This window comes from Pseudonocardia halophobica, from assembly GCF_027922425.1.
GTDB lineage: Bacteria > Actinomycetota > Actinomycetes > Mycobacteriales > Pseudonocardiaceae > Pseudonocardia > Pseudonocardia halophobica.
Genome location: NZ_BSFQ01000011.1, coordinates 188,709 through 199,387 on the forward strand (window position 1 = coordinate 188,709; position 10,679 = coordinate 199,387).

The window sequence follows — 10,679 nt, forward strand, 5'->3', positions numbered from 1 at the left end:
GCCTCGTCCGCATCCGCCGCCGGAGGTGACCCGATGACACGGACCGCCGCTCCACCCGCAGCACCGGAACGGCACCCGGCCGCGGTCGGCCCGGCCGAGCGCATCGAGCTCGGCCGGGCGGCGCGGACGGCGGCGCCCCGGTCGAGCCACGCCGAGCTGCCTGCCCGGCGCGGCAAAGGGGCGCTGAAGATCCTGGCCGCGCAGGACGTCGGCCGGGTCCAGGACCTGCTGCCCATCCGGTACGCCCGGATGGCCATCTCGCCCTTCACCTTCCTGCGCGGCTCGGCGGCCGTGATGACCGCCGACCTCGCCGACACCCCGGTCAGCGGCATCGACGTGCAGCTCTGCGGCGACGCCCACCTGGCCAACTTCGGCTTCTTCGCCTCGCCGGAGCGGCGGCTGGTCTTCGACCTCAACGACTTCGACGAGACCCTGCGGGGCCCGTGGGAGTGGGACGTCAAACGGCTGGCGGCCAGCGTCGAGGTCGCCGGGCGGGACCGGGGCTTCCGGACCCGGGACCGCGCGGCGGCGGTGGAGGCGGCCGTGCGCGCCTACCGCCGGGCGATGCGCGCCTTCGCGGCCATGACCAACCTCGACGTCTGGTACGCGCTCGTCGAGACCGACGAGCTGTGGGCGCGCTACCGGCGCCGCGTCGCCGCGCCGCGGCGGGCCCGGATGCAGCGGGACCTCACCAAGGCCCGCTCGCGGGACAACCTGGGTGCGCTGAACCGCTTCACGGCGGTCGTCGACGGTGCCCCGCGCATCGTCGCAGCGCCGCCGATCGTGGTGCCGATCCGCGACCTCTACCCGGAGGAGGTGGAGCGGCGGGGCATCGAGGACGGCATCCACGAGCTGCTCGCGGGCTACCGGGAGAGCCTGCCCCCGGACCGCCGGACGCTCTACGACCGGTACCGGCCGGTCGACATCGCGCACAAGGTGGTGGGCGTCGGCAGCGTCGGCACCCGCTGCTGGATGCTGCTCTTCCTCGGCCGCGACGACCGGGATCCGCTGTTCCTGCAGGCCAAGGAGGCGGGACCGTCGGCCCTGGAGTCCGTGCTGGGCCCGGCCCCGCAGGACTCGGCGGGGCAGCGGGTCGTCGAGGGGCAGCGGCTGATGCAGGCCGTGGGCGACATCTTCCTCGGCTGGCAGCGGGCGCCCGGGGTCGACGGCGAGGTGCGGGACTTCTACCTGCGCCAGCTGCGGGACTGGAAGGGCTCGGTCGAGGTCGAGAGCCTGCGTCCGCAGGGGTTGCAGATCTACGCGGAGATCTGCGGGCAGACCCTCGCCCGCGCCCATGCACGCAGCGGCGACCGGATCGCGATCGCGGCGTACCTCGGCTCGTCGTCCTCCTTCGACCGCGCGGTCGCGGACTTCGCCCGCGCCTACGCCGACCGCACCGAGACCGACCACGCCGCGCTGCGCCGGGCGATCGACACGGGGCGGGTGATCGCGTCCGACCCGAGCACGGACGGCCAGGGATGAACCGCTGGAAGCCGCTGATCGCCCTGGGGATCGCACAGTTCCTGGTGGTGCTCGACACGGCCGTCATGAATGTGTCGATCAGCGCGCTGGTCGCGGACTTCGACACCACGGTCGCCGCCATCCAGGCGGTCATCACCCTGTACACGCTCGTCATGGCCGCGTTCCTGATCACGGGCGGCCAGGTCGGCGACATCCTCGGGCGTCGCCGCGCGTTCGCGGTCGGGCTGGTGGTCTACGGCGTGGGATCCGGTCTCACCGCGATCGCCCCGACGCTGTGGGTGCTGGTGCTCGGCTGGTCCGTCATCGAGGGCCTCGGTGGGGCGCTGGTGCTCCCGGCGCTGGCCGCCCTCGTGGGCGGCAACTACCGCGGCCGGGACCGGGCCGTCGCCTACGGCGTCATCGGCGGCCTCGCGGGCGCGGGGATCGCCGTCGGCCCGATCCTCGGCGGGTGGGCGACGACCTACCTGAGCTGGCGCGTCGTGTTCGCCGGCGAGGTCGTGATCGTGGTGGCGATCCTGCTGATGCTGCGTTGGATCGCCGACGCGCCGCCGGTCGGGCCGCGCCGGCACCTGGACCTGGTCGGGGCGACCCTGTCCGTGGCCGGGCTCGCGCTCACCGTGCTCGGCATCCTGCAGAGCAGCGCCTGGGGCTGGCTCGAGCCGCGGAACCCGCCGTTCACGGTGTTCGGCTTCGCGCCGACCCTCTTCGTGATCGCGGCGGGGCTCGTCCTCCTCGGACTGCTGCGCAACTGGGTGCGGCACCGCGAGGAGCGGGGCCGCGACCCGCTGGTCCGGTGGGCGCTGTTCGCGATCCGGCCGCTGCGCGCCGCGCTGTCCACCCTGCTGGCCCAGAACCTGATCCTGCTCGGGATCTTCTTCACGGTGCCGCTCTACCTGCAGGTGGTGCAGGGGCTCAACGCCTTCGAGACGGGGCTGCGGCTGCTGCCGGTCTCGCTCACGATGCTGGTCACGTCGATGGCCGCGCCGCTCGTCAACCGCTTCGCGGCGCCACGGACCGTGGTCCGCATCGGCTTCGTCGTGCTGTGCGGCGCCTCGCTGTGGCTGGTCGCCACCGTCCGGCCGGAGCTCGACGACCTGTCCTTCGCCCTCGCCACCGGGGTGCTCGGCATCGGGATGGGGCTGCTCGCCGGACAGCTCGGCAACGTCGCGCAGTCCAGCGTCGGCGAGGTCGAGCGCAGCGAGGTCGGCGGGCTGCAGTACACCGCGCAGAACCTGGGGTCCTCGCTGGGTACCGCGCTGATCGGCTCCTTCCTGCTCGGCGCGCTGACCCGGGTGAGCCTCACGGGGGTGGCGGAGGCGCCGGTGTCCGACGCGACGCGAGCGCAGGTCGGCACCGCCCTGGAACAGGGGATCTCGTTCCTCTCCCTCGACCAGGCCCGCGCCGCGCTGACCTCGGCCGGCATCCCGGCCACGGAGGTGGAGGTGCTGCTCGGGGAGTACGCGCAGGCCCAGCTCGTCGGGTTGAAGTTCGCGTTGCTGGCTGCGGCCGGGATCGCCCTGCTCAGCCTGTTCCTCACCCGGGAGCTGCCGCGCCGCCGGGAACCCGAGCAGGTGGTGTCGCCCGCCCCGGTCGTCGAGCCGCCCGTGGGCGCGCCGGGGTGACGCCTCACGGCAGGAGCAGACAGGAGTCGCCGAACTCGTGCCAGCGGTAGCCCGCGTCGAGCGCGGCCGCGTACGCCCGCTCGACCAGCCGCCGTCCGGCCACCGCGCGGAGCAGGAGCAGGTGCGAGGCCTCGGGCTCGTGCCAGCCGGTCACCAGCCCGTCGACGACGCGGGCCGGCCGGTCCGGGCCCAGGACCAGCTCCGTCGTGCCCTCGCCCGCCCGGACGGTCCCGTCGCGCTCGGCGACGGTCTCCAGCGCGCGGGTCACGGTGGTCCCCACCGCGACGACCCGGCGCCCGGCCGCACGCGTCGCGGCGACCGCCTCGGCGGTCGCGAGCGGCACCCGGTAGCGCTCGGGCTGCGGGGTCTCGCCCGCCTCGAGCGACGACACCCCGGTGTGCAGCACCAGCTCGGCCACGGCGATCCCGCGCGCCCGCAGCCCGTCGAGCACCGCGGGGGTGAACGGTCGCCCCGCGCTCGGCATCTCGGCGCTGCCGAACCGGCCGTCCGGGCGGGCGAAGACGGTGCGGTACTCGGCGAGGGAGGGGCGTCCCCGCAGGTAGGAGTAGGTGATCGGGCGTCCCGCCGCGGCCAGGTACCGGCGCAGCCCGCCTTCCACCGGGATCCGCGCCCGCCAGATCCGCGGACCGCCGGAGAGCAGGGTCGCGGTCACCCCGCGCGGCAACCGGACGGTCTCGCCGGCCCGGCCGTCCGTGATCCGGTACCCGTCCGGCGTGCGCAGCTCCACGGACCAGGTCCCGCCCGGTGCCGGCCCGGACACGTGCAGGACGACGGACCGGCCCGCCCGCATGCCGTCGAGGGCCGCGGGTTCGGTGTCGGAGGTGTTGACCACGACCAGGTCCCCGGGCTCCAGCGCCTCCGGCAGGTCGGTGAACCGGCGGTGCCGCACCGGGCGGCGGGCCGGCGCGACCATGAGGCGCACACCGTCGCGGACCGGCGGGGGTGCGGTGGCGACCAGTTCGGGCGGGACCGGCCTCACGGCGCGACCGCCAGGTCGGCCGCGGTGTAGCGGCCCGAGGGCGGCCGGTCCGCGAGCAGCCGCAGCAGCGCCGGTACGACGGTCTCCGGCTCGGGCCGGTCCGAGATGTCCTCACCGGGGAAGGCCCGCTGGTGCATCGCGGTGCGCATGTCCCCGGGATCGAAGGCGTACACGCGCAGGTCCGGCTCCTCCACGCCCAGCACCGCGGCGAGATGGTCGAGCGCGGCCTTCGCCGCGCCGTAGCCGCCCCAGCCCTCGTAGGCCTCGACGGCGGCGTCGGAGCTGAGCGTGACGACCGTGCCGCCGGCGGCGCGCAGGGCCGGCAGGGTCTCCCGGGTGAGACCGAGCGGGGCCAGGACGGTGGTCTCCAGGACGCGGCGCAGGGCGTCGAGCGGGTAGTCGGCCAGCCGGGGCAGGGGCGAGGGACCGAGCTCGCCGGCGTTGTGCACCAGCAGGTCCAGCCGGCCGCCTGCCGCGGCGGCGAGCTCGGTGCGGAAGCCCGGGTCGGTGACGTCACCGGGCAGGGCGGCGACGCCGGGCACCCCGTCGAGCGCGCCCCGCAGGCGTCGGGCGTCCCGGCCGCAGGCCACCACGGTGGTCCCGCGCCGGGCGAGGGCGACGGTGAGGGCGAGCCCGAAGCCCTGTCCCGCACCGGTGACGATCGCAGTCCGTGTCATGCGGACCACACTGCGACCTGAAGCTCGGTTCAGGTCAAGAGATCGTCGTCCCGGCTCCGGTAGCCGTCCCGTGCCTCGGCGATGGCCGCCCGGCGGGCGCCGACGAGATAGTCCGGGGAGCCGAGTTCGACCCCGGCCCCGGGAGGCGTCTCGATCCCGAGCGCCCGGAGATAGACCCCGGCCCGCTGGGAGAAGGAGCCGCCGCCCGTCCCGAAGTGCGCCGCCAGGTCCTTGACCATCAGCCCGCCGCGGCCGCCGACGAGGTCGCTCGCCCGGCCCACGAGCCAGCAGATCGTGCCGGCCGAGATCTCCGACCGGGCGGCCCGGCGGAACGCCACGGGATCGGCCGCCGCCGTCCTGCTGAGCAGGCGCCGGCACGCCGTCCGCATCTCGACGGCGTCGCCGCCGTCGAACAGGGTCTCGCAGCCGGAGTCGACCAGGGCGAGCACCTCGCCCACCCGCGGCCGGACGTCCTCGGGGACCCCCGTCCAGTCGAAGGGCTCGTCGGGCAGCGGCTCCGTGGACAGCGCGTCCAGGACCGCGCGCCCGCCGACGGCCCGCGCGAGCTCGTTCAGTCCCCACTCCGGGTCGGGCGGGTCGAGCACCCCGAGCGCCTCCAGCAGCGCCTCCGGTCCCTGCCTGCGATCGGCGCGGATCAGCTGCCGGTACTCGGCCTCGAAGGCGTCGACCGCCGCGAGGGTGTCCTGCGTGTGCACGGACCTGATCCCCCGCTCGGCGTGGCAGAACCGGACGAAGGCTCGCAGCAGGTCCGGGAGGCGATCGAGGTGCGGCACGTCGGCGACGATCTTCCGCGGGACCCAGTCCAGCAGCAGGATCTCGACGTTCACGGGGCTCCAGCGCAGCGGGTCGCCGGTGCCGGAGCCGCTGCCGAACCACAGCAGCGACTCCAGGAGCTCCCGGTGGTCGGGATCGTCGAAGCCCGTGCCCTGCGGCGAGCGCAGGAAGCGCTCGGTCAGGTCCGCCAGCTGCGCGCCGGACCACTCGGGGAACTCGTGGCCCCGCCCGCCGGCCGGCAGCATCCCCGTGACCCAGCGGACCAGGGCACGGCAGGCCGGCCACGTCTCGGTCTCGAACGGCGGATAGGTGATGGCGGCCTGCTCCATCGCCTCGACGATCCGGGCGCGGGCGTCGGCGGGGTCGAGGTCGCGCACCACGGAGTCCGGGTCGTCGGCGATCTCCTCCAGCTGCGCGACGACCGCGGCGGCCGGCGCCGGCAGCACGAAGGCGTCCTTGACCAGCGTGCCGACGTTGTGGTCGACGTAGACCACCGTGGTGAACTCGGTGCCGTCGGGGAGGAGCACACCGAGCACGTGGTTCTCGCCGTCGCCGAGCACGTGGGCGACCTCGCGGACCGAGGTCACGCGCGTCCGGCCGAGGTCGGCCAGCCAGCCGGGCAGGGCATCCGCGCGGCCGGTGATCTCGCGGAGGGCCCGGCGCCGGAACAGCTCGTCGTCGGAGAAGGCGGCGAACACCGCGAGCAGGGCCGACGTCTCGTGCAGGTCCGTGCCGAGGAAGCTCTCGACGAGGTCGTCGAACCCCGGGACGTCGGGCGAGGGTTCGGGCCCGAAGGGGTGGCGGGGTGGTTCGAGGATCGCCAGGATGCCGCTGACCAGCTCGAGCAGCGAAAGCGGATGCTCCTCGAGGGCCAGGGCGACCCGGTCGACGAGATCGGGCTCCTGGTCCCGGCGCCGTCGCTGCTCGAGGCGCCGGTCCCGGCGCCGCGTGCGGGCGCGCCCGTCCTTCTTCGGTGGCCTGCGTCCGCGGGGGCGCTTCGACATGTCCGGCAGCCTAGGGCTCAGTCCACGCGGCGCAGGCCCGCCGCGCGCAGGCGGGCGAGGTCCGGGAAGCCGTCGACCGCCATGAGCAGGTCCGCCTCGGCGAGGAACGAGCGCAGGTGGTGCACCACGCCCTCCTCGCCGCCGACCGCCAGCGCGTAGACGTGCGGGCGCCCGGAGCCGACCGCGGTGGCGCCCATCGCGAGCGCCTTGACCACGTCCGAGCCGCTGCGCACGCCGGAGTCGAAGAGGACCGGGGTGTCGCCGGCGGCCTCGACGACCTCGGGCAGCGTCTGCAGGGCCGGCAACCCGCCGTTGGCCTGCCGGCCGCCGTGGTTGGAGCAGTAGATGCCGTCGACCCCGTGGTCCTTGGCCTTGCGCACGTCCTCGGGGTGGCTGATGCCCTTGAGCACGATCGGCAGCGAGGTCGCCTCGCGCATCCAAGCCAGGTCCTCCCAGCGCATCGAGAAGCCGAAGGTCCGGGCGAACAGCCCGACGACCTCGGCCGGGTCGGAGCTCCTGAGCTGCTTCCGGAAGTGCTCGTCGGAGGTGTAGTTGGCCAGGCAGTAGCCGCGCAGCTGCGGGAAGTTCGCGGTGTTCAGGTCGCGCGGGCGCCACCCGGTGACCCAGGTGTCGAGCGTGACGACCAGCGCCCTGAAGCCCGCCCGCTCGGCCCGCTGGATGAAGCTGACGGCCAGGTCCCGGTCGTTGGGCGGGTAGAGCTGGAAGAAGCCCGGGGTGTCGCCGAGCGCCTTCGCGACCTCCTCCATCGGGTCCTGGGAGAGCGTCGACGCGATCATCGGAACGCCGGTGCGCGCGGCAGCGCGGGCCGTCGCCAGGTCGCCGTGCAGGTCCTGCGCACAGATGCCGAGCACGCCGATCGGGCACAGGAAGAGCGGGTGCGGCAGCTCGATGCCGAACAGTGTGGTGGAGAGGTCGCGGTCGTACGCGCCCTCCATCATCCGCGGCACGAGGCCCCACTTCTCGAAGGCCTCGACGTTCGCCCGCTGGGTGCGCTCGTCGCCCGCCCCGCCCGCGACGTAGGAGAGCACCCACGGCGGCAGTGCCTCGGCGGCCCGGCGCTCCATCCCCGCGAAGTCGACCGGGAAGCGGGGCAGCAGGCCCTTCGTGCCGGCCAGGTAGATCTCCAGCTGGTAGTCGCCGTAGCGCGGTGACATCCGTGTCCCTCCTGATCACGCGGGTCCCGCCGGGACACTAGCGCCGGAGGTGCCCAAACGATCGGTCGACAACTCCCGACCGAACGGTTGACCAGCAGCGGGTCCGCAGCTAGCGTCGGTGTTCGTCGGACCGCCGAGTCGCAGGAGACGCTGGTGCCGGAGAGTGGGATCGAGCGGTCCGTGCCGCCGCACCGCCGCGCGGTGGCGCCCAAGGCGCGCGGCCGCGACCTCGGCCCGTCGCGCTACGAGCAGATCGTCGACGCGGCCGCGGAGCTGTTCCGGCGCAAGGGCTACGCGGGCACGAGCATCAGCGAGATCGCCGAGGCGGCCGGCATGCTCAAGGGCAGCCTCTACCACTACATCCACACCAAGGAGGACCTCCTCCACGCGATCGTGGAGGAGGCGCACCTCAACACCGCCGCGCTCGGCGAGGAGCTGCTCGCCTCCGGCGCCCCGGCCGTCGACAAGCTGCGGCTGGCGATCGAGCGGCACCTGCGCGGCACCGAGAAGAACCTGATCAAGATCAGGGTGTTCAACGCCGAGTTCTCCGGGCTGCCCGCCGAGCGGTTCGCCGAGATCATCGCGCGCCGGGACACCTACGAGCGCTCGATCCGCGAGATCGTCCGGCAGGGGCAGCGGGAGGGCGCCTTCGCCGCGCACCTCGACCCGCGGCTCACCGCCGCGTCGATCCTCGCGACCCTCAACTCCGTCCAGGCGTGGTTCCGCCCCGACGGCGACCTGTCCATGACCGAGATCATCGACGGCTTCACCGACCTCCTGCTGCGCAGCGTCGGCGTGGAGACCCACCCGGAAAGGACCCTGCATGAAGACCGGTGAGCAGTACCTGGCCTCCCTCGACGACGGCCGCAAGGTCTGGTTCGAGGGCGAGCTGGTCGAGCGGATCGCCGACCACCCGATCCTCGGCCGGAGCGCGCAGCTCATCGCCGAGGGCTACGACAAGGTCTACGACCCGACCGGCGACCACAGCCCGTTCTCCGACGTCCCGACGGACGCGGCGGGCCTGCGCGAGCACATCGACTTCGTGCACGACCTGGGGATGCTCGCGCACGTCACCTACACCTCGATCATGACGCTGCTGACCGCCGCGGGCCGGATCATGGACTCCTGCCCGGAGGAGGTCGAGCGGATCAACGCCTTCGTCGCGCGCGCCCGCGCCGAGGACATCCGGATCACGCAGTGCATCACCGACGCGAAGGGGCACCGCAAGGTCCGCCCGGGTCAGCAGGAGGACCCCGACTCGTACGTGCACGTGGTCGAGCGCCGGGACGACGGCGTGGTCGTCCGCGGGGCCAAGCTGCACATCACCGCCGCCTCGCTCGGCCACGAGCTCATGGTCATCCCGACCAAGGGCATGAAGCCGGGGGAGGAGGACTACGCGATCGCGTGCATGATCCCGGTCAACGCGCCCGGGGTGAAGATCGTCGACGTCAGCTACGCGCCGCGGCACGCCGACACCGGCACCTTCCCGGTCTCGGGACCGGTGTCCTACCCCGAGTCGTTCGTGATCCTGGACGACGTGTTCGTCCCCACCGAGCGCATCTTCCTCGACGGGCAGACCAAGTACGCCACCGTGTTCGCGCACTCGCTCGGCCTGTGGGAGCGGCTCGGCGGGCTGTCGTCGATGGCCGACGGCGCGGACCTGCTGGTCGGGCTGGCCCAGCTGATCGCCCAGGCGAACGGCACCGAGTCCGTGGCGCACGTCCGGGACAAGATCGACGACATGATCATCCAGGCCACGCTGATCCGGGCCTCGCTCGAGGCGGCGATCACCCACTGCCACGTGGGCGACAACGGCGCGGCGTTCCCGGACGAGCTGTACACCAACGCGGGCAAGTACTACGCGGCGTCGCACTACGACCGGCTGGTGCAGAGCCTGCACGACATCGCCGGCGGCTCGATCGTCACCGCGCCCTCGCTCGCCGACCTGCAGAACCCCGAGGTCGGGCCCGCGGTGCGCAAGTACATGCAGGGCAACCCGGAGTTCGACGGCGAGACCCGGCTGCGGCTGTTCCACGTGATCCGCGACCTCACCGCGGACACCTACGGCGGCTGGCGGCTGGTCACGAACATCCAGGCCGGCGGCGGGCTCTACGCCCAGAAGATCGTGACGCGGAAGTGGTACCCGATGGAGTCCGCCGTCGCGAGGGCGAAGGAACTGGTCGGGGTGCCGTTCGCGCCCTGAGAACCCACCGGCCCCGACACCGAGGCCCCTTCCGACGAGGGGGCACTCCGTCGATCCCCTCCACAGCGGGGACCGGCCGGCCCTACCGCGGCGACGTGAGGGCGCCCTAACCTGCGCGGATGCTGCTGGACGGGTTCAACCACGTCGCCGTGATCACCGCCGACACGGACCGCCTCCACGCCTTCTACGGCGAGGTCTTCGGGGCGACCGTCGCGCACGAGATGCGGCGGGACGGCTTCCGGTTCTCGATCGTCGACATCGGTCCGCACGCCGAGCTCAACGTGTTCGAGGTGGACGGCAACACCGAGGCCGAGCGGCAGACGCCGATGCTCGGCCGCGGCCGGCTCGACCACCTCGGGCTGCAGGCGGCGTCGATCGAGGCGTTCGAGGAGATCCGTCGCCGGCTGCTGGAGCGCGGGGCGTGCGACGAGTTCGTGACCGACTTCGGCCCCGTGCTCAGCCTGTTCTTCCGGGACCCGGACGGGCTGGAGGCCGAGGTCTGCGTGCGCAACCCGGACGCGGAGCCGGGCCGGCACAACCCGCCCGGCACCCCCGCTGCCCGCTACGTGCGCTGACGCGCCCCGCCCCCCAGGCCATCACTCGTGAGTGGCGATAGTCGCTCTGGCGACTATCGCCACTCACGGGGTCAGAGCTGGTAGGTGGAGTTGATGATCGCGCCCTTGCGGGCGTAGTGGATCAGCGCGTCCTGGACGTCGAGCGG

General features: G+C 73.6%; 9 protein-coding genes. 5 read left to right on the forward strand and 4 right to left on the reverse strand.

Annotation, left to right across the window (positions count from 1 at the left end; genetic code table 11):
- The first annotated feature begins 33 nt into the window (after positions 1-33).
- A complete protein-coding gene (locus tag PKE99_RS15795) occupies positions 34-1,482 on the forward strand; it encodes a DUF2252 domain-containing protein (RefSeq protein ID WP_051737367.1) in 1,449 nt (482 codons plus the stop codon).
- A complete protein-coding gene (locus tag PKE99_RS15800; RefSeq protein ID WP_051737368.1) occupies positions 1,479-3,104 on the forward strand; it encodes an MFS transporter in 1,626 nt (541 codons plus the stop codon). The genes PKE99_RS15795 and PKE99_RS15800 overlap by 4 nt, the downstream gene beginning before the upstream one ends.
- A gap of 4 nt (positions 3,105-3,108) precedes the next feature.
- On the opposite strand, the gene PKE99_RS15805 is transcribed toward PKE99_RS15800, so the two are convergent.
- From PKE99_RS15805 to PKE99_RS15820, 4 genes are read right to left on the reverse strand one after another with little or no spacing between them, the layout of a single operon-like run.
- A complete protein-coding gene (locus PKE99_RS15805) occupies positions 3,109-4,104 on the reverse strand; it encodes an S-adenosylmethionine:tRNA ribosyltransferase-isomerase (RefSeq protein WP_037045364.1) in 996 nt (331 codons plus the stop codon).
- Positions 4,101-4,781 carry an SDR family NAD(P)-dependent oxidoreductase gene (locus PKE99_RS15810; RefSeq protein WP_037045474.1) on the reverse strand — a complete coding sequence of 227 codons (681 nt, stop codon included), beginning with the start codon at positions 4,779-4,781 and terminating at the stop codon, positions 4,101-4,103. Before PKE99_RS15810 ends, PKE99_RS15805 begins: the two co-directional genes overlap by 4 nt.
- Positions 4,782-4,810: 29 nt before the next feature.
- Positions 4,811-6,580 (reverse strand): hypothetical protein, encoded by a 1,770-nt coding sequence (locus PKE99_RS15815; protein WP_051737369.1) that lies wholly within the window; start codon positions 6,578-6,580, stop codon positions 4,811-4,813.
- Positions 6,581-6,597: 17 nt separating this feature from the next.
- Positions 6,598-7,755 carry an alpha-hydroxy-acid oxidizing protein gene (locus tag PKE99_RS15820; protein ID WP_037045365.1) on the reverse strand — a complete coding sequence of 386 codons (1,158 nt, stop codon included), beginning with the start codon at positions 7,753-7,755 and terminating at the stop codon, positions 6,598-6,600.
- Between the two features lie 153 nt (positions 7,756-7,908).
- Here PKE99_RS15820 and PKE99_RS15825 point away from each other — a divergent pair, with 153 nt between their 5' ends.
- The 3 genes from PKE99_RS15825 to PKE99_RS15835 all read left to right on the forward strand — a co-directional run bounded on the left by PKE99_RS15825 (position 7,909) and on the right by PKE99_RS15835 (position 10,533).
- Positions 7,909-8,592, forward strand: coding sequence for a TetR/AcrR family transcriptional regulator (locus PKE99_RS15825; protein WP_051737370.1), 684 nt, complete (start codon positions 7,909-7,911; stop codon positions 8,590-8,592).
- Complete coding sequence (locus PKE99_RS15830; protein ID WP_037045367.1) at positions 8,579-9,958, forward strand: 4-hydroxyphenylacetate 3-hydroxylase N-terminal domain-containing protein; 1,380 nt, start codon at positions 8,579-8,581, stop codon at positions 9,956-9,958. Before PKE99_RS15825 ends, PKE99_RS15830 begins: the two co-directional genes overlap by 14 nt.
- 119 nt (positions 9,959-10,077) lie before the next feature.
- On the forward strand, positions 10,078-10,533 hold the full coding sequence (locus PKE99_RS15835; protein ID WP_037045369.1) for a VOC family protein: 456 nt from the start codon (positions 10,078-10,080) through the stop codon (positions 10,531-10,533).
- Positions 10,534-10,679: the final 146 nt, after the last annotated feature.

Excerpts from the sequence above, each read along its gene's own strand:
- PKE99_RS15820 (WP_037045365.1), bottom strand. The coding sequence starts at position 7,755 with ATGTCACCGCGCTACGGCGACTACCAGCTGGAGATCTACCTGGCCGGC.
- PKE99_RS15795 (WP_051737367.1), top strand. The coding sequence starts at position 34 with ATGACACGGACCGCCGCTCCACCCGCAGCACCGGAACGGCACCCGGCC.
- PKE99_RS15830 (WP_037045367.1), top strand. The coding sequence starts at position 8,579 with ATGAAGACCGGTGAGCAGTACCTGGCCTCCCTCGACGACGGCCGCAAG.
- PKE99_RS15800 (WP_051737368.1), top strand. The coding sequence starts at position 1,479 with ATGAACCGCTGGAAGCCGCTGATCGCCCTGGGGATCGCACAGTTCCTG.
- PKE99_RS15835 (WP_037045369.1), top strand. The coding sequence starts at position 10,078 with ATGCTGCTGGACGGGTTCAACCACGTCGCCGTGATCACCGCCGACACG.
- PKE99_RS15815 (WP_051737369.1), bottom strand. The coding sequence starts at position 6,580 with ATGTCGAAGCGCCCCCGCGGACGCAGGCCACCGAAGAAGGACGGGCGC.
- PKE99_RS15810 (WP_037045474.1), bottom strand. The coding sequence starts at position 4,781 with ATGACACGGACTGCGATCGTCACCGGTGCGGGACAGGGCTTCGGGCTC.